Origin of the sequence: Rufibacter sp. LB8, from assembly GCF_014876185.1 — a bacterium.
Taxonomy (GTDB): Bacteria; Bacteroidota; Bacteroidia; order Cytophagales; family Hymenobacteraceae; genus Nibribacter.
In genome coordinates this window covers 2462907-2485714 of the sequence record NZ_JADALJ010000001.1, presented here as the reverse complement: position 1 = coordinate 2485714, position 22808 = coordinate 2462907, and the positions used below count along the sequence as shown (strand labels likewise).

The 22808-nt window shown below is 52.3% G+C and carries 19 protein-coding genes and 1 other RNA gene; 6 read left to right on the top strand and 14 right to left on the bottom strand.

All coding sequences use genetic code 11. The features are described from left to right. Nucleotides 1-835: 835 nt before the first annotated feature. Nucleotides 836-1363, bottom strand: a complete 528-nt coding sequence (locus IMY23_RS10530; RefSeq protein WP_225986476.1) for a GNAT family N-acetyltransferase — start codon at nucleotides 1361-1363, stop codon at nucleotides 836-838. 21 nt (nucleotides 1364-1384) lie between these two features. Between IMY23_RS10530 and IMY23_RS10525 the strand changes: the two genes are divergently transcribed. From IMY23_RS10525 to IMY23_RS10505, 5 genes are all read left to right on the top strand, one after another. After that, nucleotides 1385-1876 carry a YajQ family cyclic di-GMP-binding protein gene (locus tag IMY23_RS10525; RefSeq protein WP_192822043.1) on the top strand — a complete coding sequence of 164 codons (492 nt, stop codon included), beginning with the start codon at nucleotides 1385-1387 and terminating at the stop codon, nucleotides 1874-1876. Between the two features lie 122 nt (nucleotides 1877-1998). Continuing rightward, complete coding sequence (locus tag IMY23_RS10520; RefSeq protein ID WP_192822042.1) at nucleotides 1999-2790, top strand: TerC family protein; 792 nt, start codon at nucleotides 1999-2001, stop codon at nucleotides 2788-2790. Between the two features lie 311 nt (nucleotides 2791-3101). Beyond that, nucleotides 3102-3530: a c-type cytochrome gene (locus IMY23_RS10515; protein WP_192822041.1), complete on the top strand. Its 429-nt coding sequence runs from the start codon at nucleotides 3102-3104 to the stop codon at nucleotides 3528-3530. Between the two features lie 135 nt (nucleotides 3531-3665). Further along, a complete protein-coding gene (locus IMY23_RS10510) occupies nucleotides 3666-4418 on the top strand; it encodes an SDR family oxidoreductase (RefSeq protein WP_192822040.1) in 753 nt (250 codons plus the stop codon). Between the two features lie 545 nt (nucleotides 4419-4963). Continuing rightward, the gene (locus IMY23_RS10505; RefSeq protein ID WP_192822039.1) at nucleotides 4964-8380 is read left to right on the top strand and encodes an amidohydrolase family protein; all 3417 of its coding nucleotides are present in this window, start codon (nucleotides 4964-4966) and stop codon (nucleotides 8378-8380) included. Between the two features lie 172 nt (nucleotides 8381-8552). On the opposite strand, the gene IMY23_RS10500 is transcribed toward IMY23_RS10505, so the two are convergent. The 10 genes from IMY23_RS10500 to IMY23_RS10455 all read right to left on the bottom strand — a co-directional run bounded on the left by IMY23_RS10500 (nucleotide 8553) and on the right by IMY23_RS10455 (nucleotide 16932). Then, nucleotides 8553-9044 carry a ferritin-like domain-containing protein gene (locus IMY23_RS10500; protein ID WP_225986475.1) on the bottom strand — a complete coding sequence of 164 codons (492 nt, stop codon included), beginning with the start codon at nucleotides 9042-9044 and terminating at the stop codon, nucleotides 8553-8555. Between the two features lie 444 nt (nucleotides 9045-9488). Further along, the gene (gene arsB, locus IMY23_RS10495; protein WP_192822038.1) at nucleotides 9489-10574 is read right to left on the bottom strand and encodes an ACR3 family arsenite efflux transporter; all 1086 of its coding nucleotides are present in this window, start codon (nucleotides 10572-10574) and stop codon (nucleotides 9489-9491) included. Between the two features lie 9 nt (nucleotides 10575-10583). After that, nucleotides 10584-11363: a metallophosphoesterase gene (locus IMY23_RS10490; RefSeq protein WP_192822037.1), complete on the bottom strand. Its 780-nt coding sequence runs from the start codon at nucleotides 11361-11363 to the stop codon at nucleotides 10584-10586. Nucleotides 11364-11487: 124 nt separating this feature from the next. Beyond that, entirely contained in the window at nucleotides 11488-11979 is a 492-nt protein-coding gene (locus IMY23_RS10485) for a GNAT family N-acetyltransferase (RefSeq protein ID WP_192822036.1), read from the bottom strand. 10 nt (nucleotides 11980-11989) lie between these two features. Beyond that, nucleotides 11990-12460: a DUF6428 family protein gene (locus tag IMY23_RS10480; protein WP_192822035.1), complete on the bottom strand. Its 471-nt coding sequence runs from the start codon at nucleotides 12458-12460 to the stop codon at nucleotides 11990-11992. A 52-nt stretch (nucleotides 12461-12512) separates the two neighbouring features. Next, the gene (locus IMY23_RS10475; protein ID WP_192822034.1) at nucleotides 12513-12848 is read right to left on the bottom strand and encodes a helix-turn-helix transcriptional regulator; all 336 of its coding nucleotides are present in this window, start codon (nucleotides 12846-12848) and stop codon (nucleotides 12513-12515) included. A gap of 216 nt (nucleotides 12849-13064) precedes the next feature. Beyond that, complete coding sequence (locus IMY23_RS10470; RefSeq protein WP_192822033.1) at nucleotides 13065-14870, bottom strand: family 10 glycosylhydrolase; 1806 nt, start codon at nucleotides 14868-14870, stop codon at nucleotides 13065-13067. Between the two features lie 345 nt (nucleotides 14871-15215). Next, nucleotides 15216-15589, bottom strand: a transfer-messenger RNA (tmRNA) gene (ssrA, locus tag IMY23_RS10465). Nucleotides 15590-15724: 135 nt separating this feature from the next. Beyond that, complete coding sequence (locus IMY23_RS10460) at nucleotides 15725-16429, bottom strand: YjjG family noncanonical pyrimidine nucleotidase (protein ID WP_192822032.1); 705 nt, start codon at nucleotides 16427-16429, stop codon at nucleotides 15725-15727. Between the two features lie 116 nt (nucleotides 16430-16545). Next, nucleotides 16546-16932: a metalloregulator ArsR/SmtB family transcription factor gene (locus IMY23_RS10455; RefSeq protein ID WP_192822031.1), complete on the bottom strand. Its 387-nt coding sequence runs from the start codon at nucleotides 16930-16932 to the stop codon at nucleotides 16546-16548. Between the two features lie 142 nt (nucleotides 16933-17074). On the opposite strand from IMY23_RS10455, the gene IMY23_RS10450 reads away from it, so the two are divergent. Further along, on the top strand, nucleotides 17075-17767 hold the full coding sequence (locus IMY23_RS10450) for a carboxypeptidase-like regulatory domain-containing protein (protein WP_192822030.1): 693 nt from the start codon (nucleotides 17075-17077) through the stop codon (nucleotides 17765-17767). A 946-nt stretch (nucleotides 17768-18713) separates the two neighbouring features. On the opposite strand, the gene IMY23_RS10445 is transcribed toward IMY23_RS10450, so the two are convergent. The 3 genes from IMY23_RS10445 to IMY23_RS10435 all read right to left on the bottom strand — a co-directional run bounded on the left by IMY23_RS10445 (nucleotide 18714) and on the right by IMY23_RS10435 (nucleotide 22447). Next, a complete protein-coding gene (locus IMY23_RS10445) occupies nucleotides 18714-21032 on the bottom strand; it encodes a M1 family metallopeptidase (RefSeq protein WP_192822029.1) in 2319 nt (772 codons plus the stop codon). 130 nt (nucleotides 21033-21162) lie between these two features. Continuing rightward, nucleotides 21163-21789: a J domain-containing protein gene (locus IMY23_RS10440; RefSeq protein WP_192822028.1), complete on the bottom strand. Its 627-nt coding sequence runs from the start codon at nucleotides 21787-21789 to the stop codon at nucleotides 21163-21165. A gap of 55 nt (nucleotides 21790-21844) precedes the next feature. Further along, nucleotides 21845-22447 (bottom strand): HupE/UreJ family protein, encoded by a 603-nt coding sequence (locus IMY23_RS10435; protein ID WP_192822027.1) that lies wholly within the window; start codon nucleotides 22445-22447, stop codon nucleotides 21845-21847. Nucleotides 22448-22808: the final 361 nt, after the last annotated feature.

Sequence of the window (22808 nt, the reverse complement as noted above, 5' to 3'; positions counted from 1 at the left end):
TCCGTTTTCAGGCTCATTTCTGGAAATGAAGCCGAAAACGGGGAATTGCTGCTTGTGAATGGCTGATTGTTTTGGAAGGGTTGGATTTCTATTATCCAAAGCTGAATAACAGCAGGAGCCTTTACTACGTGCTGATTCCCCCTTTGAAGGGGGCGGAGGGGGATGTTTACACCAGCTGATTTTTATACCTCTGGTTCAAGTTTTCAACTTGGACCTATCCACATCCTGAAGTTTGCAACTTCAGTGAGGCGTCAGCCTCAAAACACGTACTGCGACTATTTTATTATTACAGCGGCCACCAAGACATTCGCCGTCGGCCGTTGTTGGTGCTCTCACCAACGACCAAAACTGCCTTTCAATTCAGCTGTTATCACTTTAAAACAGCTACCACCCACCACCCTTCTGCTTTATTCCCACTTTCCTACTTCGCCTCTAGCGTTTGTCAGGTTGATTCTTGATACTTAACCTAACCAAAAGAATCAAGAACCCCCGAACTCGCTGCCGCTCAGACAGGCGGGTGTTCATTCACTAGCACCTGGCCAATGGTATCTGTTCCATAGCTGACAAAGACCACTATCAATTCAAACGCCACTGCTGCTCCTTCCCATGCTCCGGGCACATCGCCTTCCGGCGACCCTTCGCAAGGTCAGTCGGTGGCTGCATTTGTTGTTGGAGCCGCTGCATCAACTTCCTCGCCCTTCAGGGCTGGAGGAAGAATGGCACTTTGCTGGCATCTGCTGAAATCAATAGACCCGTGCTTTAGCTCGGGTTGCTTTATGCGTTCCGTTTTTGGCTTCGTTTTCAGAAATGAGCCCGAAAACGGAAAGACGCATGACTAGTACAACGGCTTGCGCATCTGGTAATGTTGCACTTCGCCGAAGAGCAGGTGCGTGGGGTATTCCTCGGTGAAGCCGTTGCGCTTGTAAAAGTTCTTGGCGTACTCGCGGGCCTGGACAATGAGGTCTTTGGCGCCCATTTTTCGGGCTTCCTCCTCCACAGCTTGTAATAATCTGCGGCCTACCTGCTTGTTCTGGTATTTGGGTCCCACGGCCAGAAACCGAAGCTGGGCCTCGGTGTCAGATTCCAGGTGCACGCGGCAGCCGCCCATGATTTCGCCGGAGTCACTGTGGATGGCCATGAGGTGAATGGCCTGGTCGTCGTCGTCGACGCGCTCGCTGCCCAGGGGCTGGTGCCAGGGCTTGCGCAACATTTCATAGCGAAGGCGGTAATACTGTTCAAACTCGTGGAAAGACGAGGGCTGGATGATTTGCATGCGGGCGTTTTTGTACTCTGTTCCGTAAAATCGCCTAAATCTACTAAGTTTGTCTGGCATTAGGCAAACGGCCACACCAGAATTGTCCATGTTTTACTTTACTAATTTATTATGCCGTCATTTGATATTGTGAGCAAGGTTGATCCGCAGACGCTGGACAACGCCATGAACACCGTTAAAAAAGAGATCCAGACCCGTTTTGACTTCAGAGACACCAAAGGGAGCATTGAGCTGGACAAGAAAACCAACGTGGTGCACATTACCACCGAGAATGACATGCGCTTGCGCCAGATTGAAGACATCATTCTGAGCAAGATTGTGAAGCAGAACATTGACGCCACCGCGCTTGATTTCTCTAATGAGGCGTTCCCCAGCGGGCCCATGATCAAGAAAGACGTGAAGGTGCGCGCCGGCATTGACAAGGAAGACGCCAAGAAAATGGTGAAAATCATCAAAGACAGCAAACTCAAAGTGACGCCCGCCATCATGGATGACCAGGTGCGCGTGACCGCCAAGAAGATTGATGATCTGCAGGACGTGATTGCCTTGCTGCGCCGCTCAGAACTGGGCATTCCGCTGCAGTTTGTGAACATGAAATCATAATGATTGGCACAGCAGCCACTGGCCGAAAATAAAAGCCCGGCCCGCGTTCAACTTGCCATGAAAGTGCACGTTTAATGCGGTATCTTGTCGCGTTAAAGGCAATCTATACAACCTATAAAACTATGTTTGACGTTTTCTCCAACCCAGATGTCTGGCTCAGCCTGCTCACCCTTACCTTCATGGAAGTGGTGCTGGGCATTGACAATATTGTGTTCATCTCCATTGTGGTGGGCCGCCTGCCCAAAGACCAGCAGGCCCGGGGCCGTACCATTGGCCTCATGCTGGCGCTGGTGTTCCGGATTATTCTGCTGATGTTCATCAGTACCATTGTCAATGCCAAGGAGCCTATCTTCACCTTAAATCTGTTCTGGATGGAGGAACCGTTTGGCGTGTCCTGGCGAGACATCATTCTGTTGGCGGGTGGTTTGTTCCTGCTGGCCAAGAGTACCACTGAGATCCACAACAAACTGGAAGGCGAGGAAGAGTCGCACAACGCTGCCGGCGGCACGGCCACCATGGGCAAGATTCTGCTTCAGATTATTGTGATTGACCTAGTGTTCTCCTTTGACTCTATCTTAACCGCCGTGGGCATGGTAGACCACCTGATTGTAATGGTGATTGCCGTAATTCTGTCTATGGGTATTATGCTGGCCTTCGCCAAGGTGATCAGTGATTTTGTGAACACGCACCCTACCGTGAAAATGCTGGCCCTGTCTTTCCTGATCTTGATTGGGGTGATGCTGATAGTAGAGGCGTTCCACGGTGAAATCCCGAAGGGCTACATCTACTTCGCCATGTTCTTCTCCCTCATGGTAGAGATGCTGAACATGAAACTCCGGAAGTCTGTGCCGCCGGTGCAGCTTCGCCAGAACGAAATCAAGGACAACGACGGCAACCCCGGCACCTTGATGTAGTCGTTTTTGATGGCTAGGGAAAGGGCGGCGGCAGGCAACTGGCTCCGCCCTTTCTGTTTTTGGCCCCGTTTCTGGAAATGAGCCTGAAAACGGAAATAGGAACCCGCGCGTTTTAAACCATTGAAAGATGATGCCATTCTAAAGAACCCTGTCACCGTCAAAGACTTGCGCCAGCTAAAAGCATTTTCCAAGCCCGGTAGAAAACCAAAACTATTTGGTGAAGTAGAAAAAAGCAGGTAAGTTCAAGAAAGAGTGGACCCAGGCCCGGGGTTTCAAAAGACGGGCCAACTTAAAGCGTACCCTTATCACCTATGAAAAAAGTAATCTTCCTCTTTAGTGTCGCCGCCACGTTGGCCGCCTGCACCAGCAATTCCAGCACAGAAACTACTCAAACCACCACGGCAGAGACAGAAACGCCCGGCACAGGTGTCTCCACTTCCACAGACTCCACGCGTGCGGCCGGGCCAGCCGCCAATGAGGCCATTGCCAACGGCGCCAAACTCATTGCCCAGTCAGACTGCATTGCCTGCCACAGCGTGAACGAAAAACTGATTGGCCCCTCTTATGAAGCCGTGGCGCAGAAATATGACGCCACTGAAGAGAACACCGCCTACCTGGCCGGCAAGATCATCAACGGCGGCAGCGGCGTCTGGGGCGATGTGGCTATGACCCCGCACCCCACTATCTCTGAGCAAGACGCCCGCCAGATGGCGCAATACGTCATGTCGCTTAAAAAATAAGTCCGTTTTCGGGCTCATTTCCAGGATTGAGCCCGAAAACGGAAAACACTGGCAAATCTTTAAACCGGCGCGCGCGCCTAGCTAACCAGAAAACGACCAGCGCGGCACGCCATCATTTACGTCAAGGAACACTCTATGAAACTAGCAGGAAATACTGTTTTGATCACCGGTGGGGCCTCGGGCATTGGCCTGGCCATGGCCCAGCGTTTTCTGGCCGCGGGCAGCACGGTCATTATCTGCGGCCGCCGCGAAGACAAACTCCAGGAAGCCCAGCAATTATTCCCCGCGCTGCACACCCGGCCCTGCGACGTGGCCAGCGAATTAGACCGCATCAACCTGTTTGAATGGGCCGTGGAGGCTTTCCCGCAAATCAACGTGCTGGTAAACAACGCGGGCATTCAGCGGCGCATCAACCCGGCGCAGGAAGAGGAGGAGTGGGGCTTCACGCAGCAGGAAATAGCCATTAACCTGGAGGCGCCCGTGCATCTGAGCTCGCTGTTCATTCCGCATTTCAAGCAGCAGGAGAAAGCCGCCATCATCAACGTGACCTCGGGGTTGGCCTTCACGCCCGCCGCCTTCGCGCCGCTGTACTGTGCCACCAAAGCTGCGCTGCATTCCTACACCGTGTCGTTGCGCTACCTGTTGGCCAAGACCCCCGTGGAAGTGGTGGAACTGGTGCCGCCCGCCGTGAACACAGATTTGGGCGGGGCCGGCCTGCACACCTTCGGGGAACCGCTCCACGAGTTTGCCGACAGCGTGATGCAGCGCCTGGACCAGGGCGAACTGGAAATTGGCTACAAATCCTCTGAAGAACGCCGCATGGCCTCCCGCCAGGAAAACGATGCCTTTTCAGAGCAGATCAACGCCCGCATGCTGGGGAATTCTTAGTTGTTAGCAGACATTTTGCAAACCCCGTTTTCGGCTTCATTTTCAGAAATGAGCCCGAAAACGGGGTTTTATTGTTTGTTACACCAAATTGCAAGCATAGCTGATAATTGTACGGACAGGTCATGACCTGTCCACCACGCATTCCTGGTTTCACATATTCAAGTCTCACGCATTCCAGATTATGTAGGGGCTTAAGGCATACGCCCTGACGCATTACTGATTATTGTGCCCCGTTGTCTCCTCCAGTTTAATTCATAAAAGCACAGATAATACAAAAGCCACCGCAAGGGCGTATGCAATACGCCCCTACATCAGGAACGCGTACATCATCCCGGGCCTTCAAAGGGAAACGAAATGCGAGGTTTTAAAATTGATAGTGCTTCGTTTTTGCCTCCATTCCCAAAAATGAGCCCGAAAACGGAAACGCGGCTATCTGCCAAGAACAGAAGCAGTTGCGGGAATAATTGTGGGCAGGCATACCTAAACATTCAGAAGGATTTTCTATCTTCATTTTTCCAAACAAACACCACCTAAACCTTTATTTCATGAAACAGCTGTTTACCGCCCACACCCACGGCTGGAAAAAGTCTGTGCTGCTGCTCTGCACACTGGGGCTGCTAACCGAGCCGGTCTTGGCACAGAACGCGCCCGCCGCGCAGAAAGACGCGCCCAAAAAAGACGAAAAAAAAGACCTTCCGCTGGTTTCTGACCGCAAGATTGACATCAACACCACTGAAGGTTCCTGGCTGGCGCTGGACGTGCACCCAGACGGCAGTAAGTTGATTTTCAGCTTATTGGGAGATTTGTATCTGTTGCCCATGACCGGCGGCAAAGCCGAACAGCTCACTGAAGGCATGGCCCTGGACGTGCAGCCGCGCTTCAGCCCAGACGGCAAGTCCCTGGCGTTCATCTCTGACCGTGACGGCGCCGACAACCTCTGGATCATGGACCTGGCCACCAAAAAAACGCGCCAGCTCAGCAAAAGCAAAAACGAGAACTTCCAGGCTGCCGAGTGGACGCCAGACGGCGAATACCTGGTGGTGTCTAAAGGACGAAGAAACCTGAAACTGCACCTCTTCCACAAAGACAGCGGCACGGGCGTGGAGTTGATTAAAACCCCGGAGACGCTGAAAACCGTGGAACCGGCCTTCGGGAATGATGGGCGCTACATCTGGTTTGCGCGCCGCACCGGTGCCTGGAACTACAACGCGCAGCTGCCGCAGTACCAACTGGCCACCTTTGACCGCGAGACCGGCGAGATTGATACCCGCACCTCGCGCTATGGTTCCGCGTTTTCGCCTACGCTTTCCTCAGACGGCCAGTATCTGGTGTACGGCACGCGCCACAACAACCAATCTGGCTTGATCATCCAAAACCTGAAATCTGGTGACGAGAAGTGGCTGGCTTACCCGGTGCAGCGCGATGAACAGGAATCCATTGCCCCCATGGGCGTGTTGCCGGCCATGTCGTTCACGCCAGACAACAAAGAAGTGGTGGCCTCTTACGGCGGAAAAATCTACCGCATACCCGTAAGCGGCGGTGCGGCCAAGGAAATTCCGTTTCAGGTGCAGACGCAAATCGCCATCGGTCCCAAGCTGGAGTTCAAATACCCCATCAAAGACGACAAAACCATGAAGGTGACGCAGATACGCGACGTAGCCGTGTCTCCGGATTCTAAATGGATTGCCTTCACGGCCTTGGATAGACTGTATGTTTCGGCGTACCCCAACGGTGCGCCCAAGCGCGTGACTACCAATGACTTCACTGAGGCGCAACCGGCATGGTCGCCAGACGGCAAAAGCCTGGCTTTTGTAACGTGGCAGGAGAAAACCGGCGGCGCCATTTATAAAGTAGCCGCCAACGGCAAAGGCAAGCCCGAGAAACTGACCGTGGAGAGCTCGGTGTTCCAGGAGCCGGTGTGGTCGCCTAAAGGAGACAGAATTGTGTTCATCAAAGGCTCGGCGCAAACGTACCGCGAGAGCGCTGGTCCGGGCGCATTCGCGTCGCGCCAAACCATCAACTGGATTTCCTCTAAAGGCGGGGCCAGCACGTTTGTGACCAAGGCCAACCTGGGCGCCAACCCGCATTTTGTGCAAGGCGATGACCGTATCTATCTATATAGTTCTTCTGATGGCTTAATCTCTATCAGATGGGATGGTACTGACAAGAAGCCATACGTGAAAGTGAAAGGCATCACCACCTTCGGGTCTTTTGCCGATATGCTGGAGGAGGAGATGAGCCACAACACCCACGTGAACGAGCGGGAACCGCAGATGCAGGCTTCTACCGCCACCACCGTCATCAAAGCGCCTAAAGGCGACAAAGCCCTGGCCCTGATCAACAATGAAATCTACGTAGTGACCATTCCGTTTGTAGGCGGCGAAACGCCCACTATCTCCGTGGCAGACGTAGCCAGCTCGCAATTCCCTTCCTGGAAACTCACAGACATTGGCGGTCAATTCCCTAGCTGGTCAGCAGACGGCAAATCTGTTTACTGGTCCATCGGGAACGCTTTTTTCGCTTATAACTTAGACCAAGCCTTTGCCAAAAAACGCGAACTGGAAGCCCTGGAAGAGAAGAAGAAAGATGCCAAACCAGAGGTAGAAGCCAAGAAAGACAGCACCGGGGCCAAAGAGGCGGTGAAGATTGAAGGCTACAAACCGGTAGAAACTAGAATTGCCATTGAAGTGCCACGTGACATTCCTACCGGAAATATTCTATTGCAAGGTGCGCGCATTATCACCATGAACGGCGATGAAGTAATTGAAAACGGCGACATTTTGATTGAGAACAACCGCATCAAGGCCGTGGGCAAAACTGGCACCTTAACCGCTGCCAATGCTACCGTGGTAGACGTGAAAGGTAAAACTATTACGCCCGGTTTCATTGACACTCACGCGCACATGTGGCCACGCTGGGGCGTGCACTCCAACCAGGTTTGGATTTATGCGGCTAACCTGGCCTACGGCGTAACTACCACCCGTGACCCGCAGACCGCCACCACCGATGTGTTAACCTACGCTGACATGGTGGAAACCGGTAAAATGATTGGGCCGCGTGTGTATTCAACTGGCCCGGGTGTGGGCTACTGGTCGTATAACCTCAAGAGCCTGGACCATGCCAAGAGCGTGCTCAAGCAGTATTCTGAGTACTATAACACCAAGACCATTAAAATGTATTTGGTGGGCAACCGGCAGCACCGCCAATGGATTATCATGGCCGCCAAAGAGCAAGGCTTGATGCCTACCACCGAAGGCGGTCTGGATTTTAAACTGAACCTGACGGAGATTCTGGACGGCTACCCTGGCCATGAGCATTCATACCCTGTGTTCCCGCTGTACAAAGACATGGTAGATTTCACGGCGCAGTCGCAGATTGCGTACACGCCTACCTTGCTGGTGGCCTACGGTGGACCTTGGGCCGAAAACTACTATTATGCCACTGAGAACCTGGTAGATGACAAAAAGCTGAACTACTTTACGCCCAAAGTGGAATTGGACGAAAAATCGCGCCGCAGACCGGGCTGGTTCATGAAAGAGGAACATGTGTTTGACAAGCACGCCCAATTTGTGAACAAACTGGTGAAAGCCGGAGGTTTGGCGGGCGTGGGCTCCCATGGGCAGTTGCAGGGCTTAGGCTACCACTGGGAACTCTGGTCTATGCAGTCGGGTGGCATGTCGCCGTTAGATGCTATCAAAACCGCCACCATCTTAGGCGCGAAGTCTCTGGGCTTAGACGGTGACCTGGGTTCAATCCAAGGCGGAAAGCTGGCGGACTTGGTAATCATGGACCAAAACCCGTTAGAGAACATCAGGAACACCAACACCATCAAGTACGTGATGCGCAACGGCCGTCTGTATGATGCCAACACCTTAGATGAACTGGCGCCTACTAAGAAAAAAGCCCCAGACTTTGACTGGCACAGCGCCCTGCCCATGGGCGTGCCGGGAATTCAGGAGTAAGTTTGTTTCAAGTAGCAGGTAGCAGGATTTTTTCTTGAGCTTCCTGGAAAAACAAAAAGCCTTCTCTGGAAATAGAGAAGGCTTTTTTATGATCAGAAACTAGATTAAGTATGTACTTATGTCTTGCTACCTGATACGTGCTACCTGATATTTGCTACCTGATACCAAAAAACTATTCCGCCTTGGCGTTGATGTAGCCTTTGGCCAGTTTGTTCAGGAGCGTGTCGGTTTTCTGTTCTTCTTCCAGGGTCTGGCGAAGCAGGGCAGCGGCCTCTGTGTGGCCCAGGCGCTCGGCATAGTGAGCAGCGGTACCGTAACCGGCAATCTCGTAGTGCTCAATGCGCTGGGCGGCGGCAATCAGGCTGGCGTCTTTTACCTCGGGGGTCGCTTCTTCGTCAATAGCTTCTTCGCCTTCCTCTACCAGGCCTTCCATGGCTTTGCACTTCATGCGGCCCGGGCTAATGCCCAAGATTTCGCACACTTTTTCTAAGCGGGCTTTCTGCTCCTGGGTTTCGGCCAGGTGGTTTTCAAAGGCTTGCTTCAGTTTGGCGTCTTCAGTGTTCTTGGCCATTTTAGGAAGTGCCTCAATCAACTGCTTTTCAGCAGAGTACAAATCCTTTAATTGGTGCTCCAGTAAATCATCTAATGTTTTCAGCTTAGACATAGTTTTATGTGTTAGGTTATGTTTGAATTCTTATCCAAGCTATACGCGGCCATACGGCCAGGGTTCCTGCACAAATACGGGTTCTGCCTAGAAATATTCTGAGAACCTTTGGCCACGGCTAGGCTGCGGATTTAATTTTTGCAGAGTGGAAAGTGGAGAGAAGGTGCGAAGCGGATTTTCTGTTTTCGGGCTCATTTCTGGAAACGGAGCCAAAAACGGAAACATATTTTCTTTTCGAAGACTGAAACCGACACTACGTGGCGCTACGCAGCAGAAAAGTGTGTTTCCTGAAAAACCTTTATTTGCAACCAAGGACCGCAATGTGCCCAGGGGAAAGGATTTCGCTGGCTTTAGGCATTCCTGTTTCATGGGTACACGTTTTGGGGCTCATTTCTGGAAATGAGGCCGAAAACGGAAAATAAAAAAAGGAAGATACGGCTGATGTTAGGGGTGGGCGGAAGGCGTGGCTTCTGTTTTGCCGCCGTAATATTTTCTTCGGAACCAATAAGCCAGGTTTACCAGCGCAATCAAGGCCGGCACCTCAATCAACGGACCCACCACGCCCGCAAAAGCCTGCCCAGAGTTGAGCCCGAACACCCCAATGGCTACCGCTATGGCCAGCTCAAAGTTGTTGCCCGTGGCCGTGAACGCCACGGCGGCATTCTGTCCGTAATTGGCGCCCAAGGCCTTGCCCAGGTAGATGCTCACCACAAACATAAGGGCAAAGTAAATCACCAGCGGAATGGCAATCCGGACCACATCAAAAGGAATCGTCACCATTAAATTCCCTTTCAGGCTGAACATGACCACAATGGTGAACAGCAGCGCAATTAAGGTAATGGGGCTGATGGCGGGAAGGAAAATTTGCTGGTACCAGGCATCGCCTTTGAGGCGGCGCAGGAAAAAGCTGGAAAGGAAACCCAGCAAGAATGGAATGCCCAGGTAAATGGCCACGCTCTGGGCAATGGCCCCCATGCTGATGTCCACCACGCTGCCTTCCAGGCCAAACCAGGTGGGCAAAATGGTGATGAACACGTAGGCGAACACGCTGTAAAACAGTACCTGAAAAATACTGTTGAAGGCCACCAAGCCGGCGGCATATTCGCGTTCGCCCTCGGCCAATTCATTCCAGACCAAGACCATGGCAATGCAGCGCGCCAGGCCAATCAAGATAATGCCCACCATGTAGTCAGGGTAATCCCGAAGGAAAATAATGGCCAGCAGAAACATCAGAATTGGCCCGATAATCCAGTTCAAAACCAGCGACAGGGTGATGACTTTCACGTTTTTGAAAACTCGACCTAACTGACTATACCGCACCTTGGCCAGCGGCGGGTACATCATCAAAATCAGGCCAATGGCAATGGGCACGTTCACGGTTCCGGCCTGAAACGTATTGAGCACGTCTTCCACGCCGGGGTACAGATAGCCCAGCAACACGCCCGCGCCCATGGCCAGAAAAATCCAGAGCGTGAGGAACTGGTCTAAGCGCGACAGCTTCTTTCTTTTATCTACGGTGCACTGGCTCATGTTCAATCTTTAAGCGGTTCTCAGCATCTGGGCGAATTCATTGGGCAGTGGGCTGGCTTCTATGGCCTGCGCCGCTTTCTCCACGTCATAGGCCACGCGCACAAATTCTACCTTCAGGCTTTCTGGGTTGGTGAGAGTGCTCTCTGGCGTGAGTTCCAGAATGACGTAACCGGCGCGCGGGTCTCCGTCTTTGGGTTTGCCCACTGAGCCAATGTTCACGGCATGGCGGTAGCGGGTCTGCCCATCTTGTTCATAAGCCAGCGTGCGATGATATGGCTTGTGCGTGTGCCCGAAGAACAGAAAATCAGCATCGGCTTCTTCCAGTAGGCGCAGGAAACTCTTCTCGGGCCGGTCTTCAAACAGGTACTCGTTGATTTTACGCGGGCTGCCGTGCACCAGCAAGACTTCAATCTTGTTCTCCGGCTTAGAGTCATCCATAAAGGTGAGTCTAATCTGGCGCGGCAACATGCGCAGGTAGTTCCGCGTCTCTTCTGTGACAATGGAATTGGTGTAGTCAATGGACTGCTGGCCCAGGTCTTTCTCTGCATCGGTTTTGTAGGCGCAGCCGCAGTTGGGGCTGGCCAGGCCCACACCTTCATCATAATTGCCGGCAATGGTGGGAATGCGGCGCTTTTTGATTTCAGCCACCACTTCATTGGGCCAGGTGCCATAGCCCACCAGATCTCCCAGGCAATACACAGCATCCAGGTTTTGAGTGTCCATATGGGCCAAGACCGCTTCCAGCGCGGGCAGGTTGGCGTGAATGTCGCTGAAGAGGGCAATTCTCATGGTGTTATTTCTAGGGTTATTACTCTTTACTTCGGGTAGCAGCGCGGGGTAAAACGGTTACATCTGCAGGGAAAAGCTTAAGCAGCTTTTACTGAATGGCGTTCTTTAAAGGAAGGTATGTATCTCAGTTCATGCCTGCTACTGGGCTGCGTCTTTCCAGCAGGTACACATCTCGCCAGATGCCGTGGTGTTTGGCCAGTCGTTCCCGCACGCCCACAATCCGGAAACCCAATTGCTCATGGAGGGTCACGCTGGCCACGTTCTCCGGGAAAATGCCGGCTTGTAAGGTCCAAATACCGTCTTTCTCACTTTCTGCTACCAAATGCCGAAGTAAGTTTTTGCCAATGCCTTGTCCCTTATAGTCATTGGCTATGTAAATACTTACTTCGGCCACGCCGGTGTACACGCAGCGGCTGGAGACAGGGGAGAGGGCAGCCCAGCCGCAGACCGCACCGTTTTGCAGCACCACCCACCGGCCGGTGTTGAGGTGAGCCTTGTCCCAATCTTCCCACAAAGGCGCATCTGTCTGGAATGTAGCCTGGCCCGTGGCAATGCCCTGCAAGTAAATTTCCCGCACGCTCTGCCAGTGGTCAAAAATCATTTCTGTGATGACCATCCTTATCTATTTAGCAGCAACCGGACCCTGGCGCGCAGGAATTCCCCGAGGTCATGTCCGCCAGGTTCAATCTGATTTTCTCCGGCGGAATGCCGCATTTGTCCAGGGCCAGGCACGCCGTGGTGGTAGATTGCAAGATGAACCTCTGACCGTCATGGGCCAAGTGGTATTTCCCGATGGTGTTGCTCTGGTATTCCACTTCAATCTCAAGGTCTTCTTCCAGGGCCAGTGTTTTCTCAGACAAGGCAATGATGTTGAGGAGTTTCTGGGGTTTAAGGCGGTGCTCAAAGTCGTTAGCGTCCCATAACTGGAAGTTGGCCACTTTCTCATGGCGCACGGTGCCACCGCAGTCAATGAAATGCTTGGTGACCAGGCCTACTTCGGTCACGTGGAAATGCTCTGGCACCGTGGCACCGTTTTCCAGCACAAAGTCAACCGACTCTGCCGTCTCTAAAATGGTTTTTATCTCAGCTAGTTTCATAGAGGTAAGGTAAATTATAGTATTGCAATGTTACGATGATTAAGAACAAATTTTAGCAGCATTGGTCTTGCTGGCACGCCACCGGCTGCGCGAACAGGTGTAGGAACAAATCCCGCACTTCTTCCCACTTATGTTTATTGATGCAGTAGCAAACGCTGGTGCCTTCCACGGTTCCTTGTATCAGGCCGCAGGCTTTCAGCTCTTTTAAATGCTGGGAAACGGTGGCCTGGGCCAGGGGCAGCACCTCCACCAAATCGCCACAGATGCAGGTCTTGCTCTTGAGCAGGTGCTGCAGAATGGCCACGCGGGCGGGGTGCGCCAAGGCCTTGGCATACAGCGCCACCGTATTCTGCTCCTGGGTAAAATTCTGTGTCTTGGTAACTCCCATGAGGTTGGTTGATTATTATATCGCAATGATACGATAAAGGTAAACGCTTGTCAAGTATTTCGGGTTTTTTTGTGATAGCTTCGCTCAGTCCTGTTAGGATATGATAGGGAGAATTTCCGTTTTAGGGCTCATTTACAGAAATGAGCCCTAAAACGGAAAGTAGTCTTCTTCGGCTTCTTATAAAATGTGGAGTACAGTTGTTAGAAAGAACTACGCTTAGAACACTTTGGTCACGCGGGTCATGAACACTTTGCCGTTGGTGACCAGACGTACAATCAACACCTGGCCCTGGAGCGTGCGGGCGTTCACCTCAAAGCTGTAAGATTTCTGGCCTTCCAGTTTTCCAGAGTAGATTTCCTGCACTTTGCGGCCGTAAAGGTCAAGGATTTCCAATTGCGCGTCATGGTCGGTTTGGCCTATTTGCAGCCGGATGGTGAGCTGGTCCAGGAACGGGTTAGGGAACGCCATAAGCGACGAATGGGCTGCCAGTTCTTCTTCCGGCGTAGACGTAACCGTACCATTGTGCGTGTTAGACAACGCGCTTTCATTATGGAACCGGTCTAGCGCCGTAATAGCGTAATAATACGTTTTGGTACGGTCTGGCAGCTTGGTTTTGTAGGCTACCGCGTTGGTATTTGTAACGGCCACCAACTGGCTCATGTCAGCTACGTCAATGGCAGCGCTCTCTGACCGGTAAATGGCATACTGCCGAACTTTGTCAAATTCACTGGTAACGGGTGCCGGAGCAGACCAGGTGAGCGAAACAGAATCGGGGTCAAAGTTGAAGGCCACTAACCCGGTGGGGGCTGACGGAGGCGTATCATCTTTCCAAGGCATGGTAGGCTGCAAAGACGGCTTGGCGTAGAAATTAACCCGCAGCGAATCACGGAAACCAAGTTTAGAAGAAGTACGCAGGCTGCTGGTGTTGTAAACAATCTGCCCCACCACATTGGGTTGCTGCCGGTTTAACCGCATCTGGTCTGGGAAATGAGACGAATTGGTCCAGGGGGCGCCTTGGCTGGCATCATTCACTTTGTAGCCGCCCATGCCAATGTACATGTGCCGGCCAAAAGTGTTGTTGTTCCACCACGGCACTACCACATTAAAGTTGGCCGCCGTTTGCCCTATGTGCCAGTATACCTGGGGCGCCAGGTAATCTATCCAGCCTTCCTGAAGCCATTTGCGGGTATCTGCATAGAGTCTGGTGTAATGTTCCATGCCACCGGTGTTAGAGCCAATGGCCGGGTTGGTGCTGTTGCGGTAAATGCCAGACGGCGAAATCCCGAACTTGACCCACGGCTTTAGAACGTTGATGGTGTCATTCAAGCGCTTGATGAGCAGGTTCACGTTGTCACGGCGCCAATCTGCCCGGTTAGAGAACCCTCTGGGATAGGCGTTGAAAGTGACGTCATCATTAAATGTGTTGCTGCTGGGGTAGAAATAGTCATCAAAGTGAATGCCGTCTACGTCATAGCGTTCCACAATATCGGCAATGACTGTCATGATGTAGGTACGCACGGCGGGCAGGCCGGGGTCTAAGGTGCGCAGGTTCTCGGCGGCCAGGAGCCATTCCGGGTGTTGCTTGGCCACGTGGTTCGCCGCGAAGTTGGCCAGGTTGTTCACGTTGCTCACTGCCCGGTACGGGTTGAGCCAGGCGTGCAGTTCCATGCCCCGTTTGCGGCATTCTTCAATGGCAAACTGCAACGGGTCCCAGGCGGGGTTTGACTGCCGGCCCTGCAGCCCGTTCAAATCAGCCGAGATAGGTTCCAGCTGACTTTGGTACAAAGCATCGCACTGGCTTCTCACCTGAAGATAAATGGTATTGATGCCAGTGGCTTTGTGATGGTCAAGAATGGTTCTGAGGGCGTTTTGCTGCTGGGCTGGGGATTGGTTCCGGACAGGCCAGTCAATGTTTCCCACAGTGGCAATCCAGGCGCCCCGCACTTCCCGCTTCCGCGCTTGCGCCCACGTGTTCAGGTGGATTAAAAAGAGGCAGGAGAGCAGGAGTAACGATTTTCTCATAGGAGTAAAAGTTGGGACAATCAGGAAGGATTTTAATATTAGTCATTTTACCTACATTTTCAAAAATATTAAAAAGTCTAGATTGACATAAGTATAGCTGGAACGGCAAACCCTATGCAGGGAAAGGCCAGTTTCTACCGAGCGAGCCACCGTGCGAACTACTGCATGACCAAATCATAGGCACAGAAGAACTATGCCTTTATGTTTATGAAGGTAACTGGGAATACAATAGTGATGAAAAGGCTGCTTCTCTAAAGCCAAAGGATGTTTTGGGGCTCATTTCCGGAAATGAGCCCCAAAACGCAAAAAGCCTGACTATCAATCAAGATAGTCAGGCTTTTCATTTAGTGGAGATGCAGGGATTCGAACCCTGGTCCAGACAAGGAAACTTGAGCGCTTTCTACATGCTTAGTCTTGGTTGGGTTTTCGTGTGGTATCAGGCCCAAGCCTGGCCTATTGATAACACCTTATGTGCTTTGGTTTCATGCAGACCCCGCACCTTGGCCTACACTAGATTGGCATTACGATGCCCTGTGACCAACCCCCACCAATCCGAGGGGCTGCAGGACAATGGCAAAATGCTTAGTACCTAGACTAGGCAGCCATGGCGTAGTTAGACTCGCCAGATAATGGTCGGTCAATTCTGATTTACGGGAAAACTGCCAACTCCCGGCATGCTTACACCCAGCTTGCTCAAGCTGTCAATTCCGGTCATCCCCAAAATGTAAAAGAACGTGCTCAGTTACGTGTTCTACGGCCGAGGCCTGCAAAAGTAACCAAATTAAAGACAATAACTACAGGTTTCTGGTTCCCCCGTTTTTGGCTTCATTTCCAGAAATGAGCCCGAAAACGGCTTACAGAATCTTTTTGAGTTCGCTCAAACAATGCACTTCATAGGTGGGCTTGAGCCTTGGCCGTTTTTTCTCTGGGTTGAACAGCACCTGGTCAATACCCGCGTTCATGGCACCCAGAATATCAGCGTCCAGACTGTCGCCAATCATAATGCTTTCCTGGGCGGTGATGCCGGCGCGCTCCAGGGCGTGCTGGAAAATGCGCTTGTCTGGCTTGGTGATGTTGATGCACTCAGACGTGATGACCTCAGAGAAATATGCGTCCAGCCCCGAGGATTTCATCTTGATGAACTGCACGTCTTTGAACCCATTGGTGATGATGTGCAGCACATATTTTTCTTTAAGGTAGGCCAACACCTCGTGCGTGTATGGGAAAACGGCCGTTTTGGTAGGGCAAATGGTGGTGAAGGCTTCGCTCAGGCCCTGGGGCACATCAGCCTCAGCCATGCCCAACCCGGTCAGGCACTTTACAAAACGTTTTTCCCGCAGTTCCTGCTGCGTAATCTTGCCTTTGTGGTACAAGTCCCAGAGCCGGTGGTTGATGAAGCTGTATTTCTTGTAAAAGGATTCACGGCTGAAGGTCCCCAACTCGCCCAACTTGAACTCGTCATACAGGTGGTGCAGCGTTTCTTCTGAGTTTTTCTCAAAGTCCCAGAGCGTGTGGTCCAGGTCGAAGAAAAGGTGGCGGTAGGTTTTGGGTTTTCTCATAAAGGCAAAGGGTGGCTCTGTAGAACGGCCGCGGTGGCGGCAAAGTTCTGCCAAAGAAAAGAAACAAATTACGCAGGATTTGGTTTAGGGCCTTGGGTTTTCCGCAGGAGCCAGCGCTACAAACCGGTGAAATGCCGCTGCTGCAGGCGGTTAATGGCCAGTTCCCGGTTGGAGAACAGGGTTTGATACACTTCCTGGTCTTTGAGCAGCTGCGGGTCTTTCTCTAAGTAACTGAACATTTGCTGCAACAGATCCATGGCTTCATCTTTGATGTAGTAAAACGCCCATTGGTCTAGTTTCTTGAACGTGACAAGCCCCGCGTTTTTGAGGTAGATGAGATGGCGCGAGGTTTTGGTCTGGGTGAAGTCCAGCACCAGTTCCAGGTCGGCGATGCAGAGTTCTTTGTTGCGCAGCAGCAAGTTGAGCACCCTAATCCGGGAGGCATCGCCCAGGGCTTTGAATACTTGTTCGCCAAATCCTACGTTAAAATTTTTGAGCCTCATGGCAATCTGCTGCGTAAATGAAAAAGGCGGTTTGCCCCGCAAGGCCGGTTCTGCCACCTGAAACTAAAATTAAAACGGCCTTTGGTGTTCTGTGCGGCACAAAGTACCATAAAAAGGGCTATACTTGTAAACGATCTTCTCCATGACAACGCAATATTTCAGATTTCAGGGTTCTTTTTCCGGTGGCCGGGCTGTGTACAGGCAGTTGGCGCTGGTATTTTTCTTGTTCCTGGGCCTAGGCCTTTCTAGCGCGCATGCCCAGGGCGGCCGAAAGGTGATTCAGCTGACTGGTGTGATCACCGCCGGCGACAGCCTGCTGGGCTTGCCGGGCGCCAATGTGGTCATCCCCAAAGCGGGCCGAGGCACCAACACCAATGAGTACGGCTATTTTTCGCTGCCCGTGCTGGCCGGCGACAGCGTGGTGTTCAGCTCCATCGGTTTCGCCAAACAGTCGTTGATCATTCCGGCCACTTTTGAGCGCGACAGTTACTCCGTGATCATTGAGATGCTGGAGGATCCTAATATTCTTCCGGAGATCAGGGTGTTCCCGTATGCCACGTTCCGTGATTTCACGCAGGCCGTGCTAGCCATGAAACTACCCGAGGAGGGCATTGACCGCCAGACCGCCATGAGCGAGCAAATCATGCGCCAGATGTTCAGAGACACGCCCATGGATGGCGGCTCTAACCACCAGAACTACATGCGCGCCCAGAACCAGCAGATGATGCGCCGCGGCGGATACAACCAGGCCGCCAACAACCCATTGCTCAACCCTTTCGCGTGGTATGAGGTGATCAAATCCATTAAGCGCGGTGATTTCAAGAAGAAGGAATAGCGGTTGAAGAATATTTTGCCTGTTCCCGTTTTGGGGCTCATTTCCAGAAATGAGCCCCAAAACGGGAATTTTTATTTTAGAATTGCTGCTTGTTTGGGAGGTCTTGGCTTTTCATTGTCTAAAGCTAGATTCAACAAAAGCCTTTTCCACACGCTGATTTCCCCTTTGAAGGGGCGAAGGGGGATCATTTTAATTACTGATCTGTCTACATTTCCCACGGTCATCCTGAGTTTGTCGAAGGATCTAACGAAGAAACATTTCTAAGGCAATTACTTCCGTCTTCCATCTTTACTCCTCGCCGTTGTTGGTGTTCTCACCAACAACCAAAACGGCCTTTCAAACAAGGATTTACCACCCAAAACCTTCCATCTTTAATCTCTTCTTTCTTACTTACTTCGCCTCTCAGGTTGATTCTTGATAATTAACCTAACCAAGAGAATCAAGAACCCCCGAACTCGCTGCCGCTCAGACAGGCGGGTGTTCATTTCTTTGCACCTGGCAAATGCTACTTCTTTCATAGGTAACTTATGCTACTGCCACTTCATAGACCACTGACGCTCCCTCCCATGCTCCGGGAAACGGCTAAAGCTGCCCTGCGCAAGGTCGGTCGGTTGCTGCATCTGCTGCTTGAGCCGCTACATAAACTTCCTCGCCCTTTAGAGCGGGAGGAAGAATGGTGCGTTTTTGCTTTTGCTGAAATCAATAGACCCGTGCTTTAGCTCGGGGATCTGAATTAGAGCGTTTTCGGGCTCCAAATTGAAAATGGAGCCGAAAACGAAAATTGGAAATTGAAGATGTAGAGACCAGGCACTGCCTTGTCTCCCACGCATTGCTCACTAGTTACCTTGAACCAAAAAGCCACCGCTCTCTCCAGAACGGTGGCTTTTGTATGAAATCAAATCCTGTTTTCGGCTTCATTTCTGAAAACGAGCCCGAAAACGGAAAGTTATTGCCGCTGCTGGCCTTGTTGCATCTGCTGTTGCAGCGGGTTTGGGGTGATGCCTTGTGGTTGCTGCTTGAACAACTCAAAACGGCTGGGCTGGTTACGCTGCGGGTAGGCGTTGTTGTTCATGTCAATGTCGGCCAGTTCCTGGAACGGGTCAAGCAGGAAGCTGGCGACAGGTTTTTCGGTGACGAATACTTTGGTGATTTCGGTGTCATTGTAGCGCCAGATTTCCGCCGGAATTCTAACAATTTGGGTGGTGCCGTCCTGGAAGTTCATCTGCACTACCAGGGGCATCACCAGACCGCCGTTGTTGCGCACGCCCACTTCGTAGAAATGCAGGCCTTTGTCTAATAATGCTTTTTCTTCTGGGCTGAGGCTCTTAAAGTAGTTTTGGTAACTGGCTTTGCTTTGCTCCGTCACGGCCAGTGGGTCATAGGTGTTGTAGAAATCGTTGAGTTCGGGCTTTACTTCCACCAGGGTTTTAGGGATGGCCTGCAGGTTGCGCTGCTGCGTGATGCTCTTGGGTGCGGCATTGATTTCGGTGCGGCGCTTGGCGTTCTCTACCTCGGGGTTGCGGGTGTCTACGGTGTACCATTTCACGCCGGTAAGCTCCTGGTCTACGTGGTCTGTAGTGTAGAACCAGCCGCGCCAGAACCAGTCCAGGTCGGTGCCGGAGGCGTCTTCCATGGTTCTAAAGAAATCGGCGGGCATAGGGTGTTTAAAGGCCCAGCGGCGGCAATATTCCTTGAACGCGTAGTCAAACAGTTCGCGGCCCAAGACGGTCTCGCGCAAAATGTTGAGCGCCGTAGCCGGCTTGCCGTAAGCGTTGTTGCCCAGCTGCGTGATGGATTCTGAGTTGGTCATGATGGGCTGCTGCAGGGCTTTGTCCATTTTCATGTACGTGACCATGTTGCGGGCCTCGCCACGGCTGCTGGGGTAATCACGCTGCCATTCCTGCTCGGCCAGAAACTGCACGTAGGTGTTCAGGCCTTCGTCCATCCAGGTCCATTGGCGCTCATCTGAGTTGATAATCATGGGGAAGAAGTTGTGGCCCACCTCATGGATAATCACCGAGATCATGCCGTATTTGGTGCGCTCGGTGTACGAACCGTCTTTCTCCGGACGCCCGCCGTTGAACGAAATCATGGGATATTCCATGCCGCCCACCGCGCCGTGCACCGAGATGGCCACCGGGTACGGATAATCAATGGTAAAGCGGGAATAAACACGCAGGGTGTGTGCTACCACTTCGGTGGAATACTGGCCCCACAACGGGTTTCCTTCTTTGGGGTAGTAGCTCATGGCCAAAATGTTCTTGCCGCCCACGTTCACGTTCATGGCATCCCAGATAAACTTGCGGCTGGAAGCCCAGGCAAAATCCCGCACGTTTTTGGCTTCATAGGTCCAGGTTTTCTTGCCTTTGGCTTTGTTTTTCTCAGCGTTAAGGGCTTCTTGTGGGGTCACAATCAACACCGGTTTGTTGGCTTTCTGGGCTTGGGCCAGGCGGCTGCGCTGGGCGCTGGTGAGCACGTCTGTGTTCTGCAATTCGCCGGTAGAGGCTACTACGTGGTCAGCAGGCACGGTCAAACTCACTTTGTAATCACCGAAGGGCAAGGCGAACTCACCGGTGCCCAGGAATTGCTTGTGCTGCCAGCCGTTCACGTCGTCATACACGGCCATGCGCGGGAACCATTGGGCCATCTGGTATTCATAGTTTCCGTCTTCGGGGAAATATTCAAAACCGCCCCGGCCACCGTGCTTGCGTTGGTCATTGATGTGGTTGAACCAGTCTATGCTGAACTTCACTGACTTGCCCGGTTTTAGCGGCTGCGGCAAATCAATGCGCATCATGGTGAAGTTGATGGTGTAGGGCAACGCTTTCCCGCCCGCATCTTTCACGGCTCTTATTTTGTAGCCACCGTCAAAGGTCTGCTCGGCCAGCGCCTCAGCCGCGCCAAACGTGGGCTTGTCCGGGATTTTGTTGCTGCGGGTGAGGTTGGTTATGGAATTTTTCTCGAAGACGTTCTGGTCCAGCTGCACCCACAGGTACGTCAAAACATCTGGCGAGAGGTTGGTGTAGGTGATGGTCTCAGAGCCGGTGAGGGTCTGGTTGTCATCGTTCAGTTCGGCTTTAATCACATAGTCGGCGCGCTGCTGCCAGTAGGCATGGCCGGGCGCCCCAGACGCTGACCGGTAGGTGTTGGGCGTAGGCAGTTCCTGCCCTAGTTGCCGAAACTTGGACTTGTCAATATTCTCCTGCGCCCAGGCCGGAGCCGCCAGACTGAGCAGCAGGCCCGCAGTGAGTAAGGTATGTTTCATATGGTGTGGTGGATGAATGCGTTTGGTGTGCTTGGTGCGCCCGCGATGATGGATTTTCAACTCCCCAGACTACACGCTTGCACTGGCAAATTCGGGATTTCTGGGCTAAGAACAAAATAGCGAAATGGACCTAGGTTTCTTCCCGTAAATCTTCCCCAAAATGCCGCCTGATGTCTTTCCGGAAATCCCGCATCACGCCAATCATTCTGTAGCCCATGGGCAGCATGAACACCCCCAGCAGCGAGGCTTTGTACTGCCCTGTGAGTACGAACCACACCGGGAACACCATGAACAAAATGCCCACTCCCCAACCCAAAACCAAGACCACGTAACTGCTGCCCCGGGCCAGCCCATACCACCACTTTTTCTTCATGGCCAGCGTCCGTTTCACGTAGGCCGCATGGTCTTTGGCTTTCTGCCGACGCACCCGTTCGCGGGCCACGGCTGCCCAGGCGTTGTATTCTTTGGGGTCTCTGGGCGGCTCAAACACATGCTGGTAGCGTTCCCAGTCTGAGATAGGTTTTGGCGGTGGTGAGGCAGTGCGCGATGGGGGAGCAGTGTTTTGGGTGCCCGGTACGCCCTCAAACCGCTGCAGATACTCATAGGCGGCCTGAATCTGGAGGAACATATCATGCGCGGCCGGTGAGGGGTTTCGGTCTGGGTGGTATTGCAGCACCAACTTGCGGTACGCCTGCCTGATCTGCGGCATCTTGGCCCCAAACGGCACTTGCAACACTCGGTAAGACTCCGCCAGCATGAAAGAAATCGGTTAAAAACGAAGTAGCTATACTATCTAAGGTGGGACCCGTTCGCTAGAAAATGGCCGAAAAATCCTGTTCCAGAATCAGCATAAGCGCAATGGCTCCGGCGGCGGCGCTCACGCCCAGAATCCAGTCGCGGCGGGTGAGCCGGAAAGCCTGCACCAGCACCGCACTTAAAATCAGCACCAAGACCACAATCAGCAACTGCCCCAGTTCAATACCCACGTTGAACGCCAGCAACTCCAGCACAATGTTTTCGCGGTTGCCCAGCAGAGATTTGAGGTAATTAGAGAAGCCCAACCCATGGATCAGCCCGAACGCCACCACGTAGAAATTGCTCCAGTTGAACACCACGGAGGCATGGCTTCTGTTCTTGCTCATCTGCGAAAAATTATAGAAACACGTGAGCAAGATGGTAATGGGGATCAACAGCTCAATAAACGCCGTGTTGAACCTGATGATCTCCAGCGTGGACAAGGCCAGCGTAATGGAATGCCCCACGGTGAAACACGTGACCAGCACCAGAATGCGTCGCCAGTCATAGGCTGTGTAGAGTGCGCACATGGCCAGAATAAACACCAGGTGGTCATAGGCCTGCAAATCGAAAATGTGATGGAAGCCTAATTGCAGGTATGTAAAGAAGGTGGAAGACACAGGAAAGGTGGTTTGGCGCGTATAAACAGACAAATTTAACAAATGCCCGCTCCTTCGCAAGAAAGCCTCGGTTTTGCTAAGGTATTCCTTCCGTTTTCGGGCTCATTTCTGGAAACGGAGCCGAAAAGGAAAGTAGAAGTTTTCTCTTCCTTTGGGAGAGGGCTAGGGTGAAAATGTTGCTTTTTGATTCACGGGAATTACTGATCAATGGTGAAATCTCCCTCATCCTAACCTTCTCCCAGAGGGAGAAGGGACTGGGCTTTTCTGTTTTGGTGCTCATTTCTGAAAACGAAGCCAAAAACACATTCTAGAAAGGTGGCGTCAATTCACTAAACTACGTGTTGGCATGGAACGGGAAATT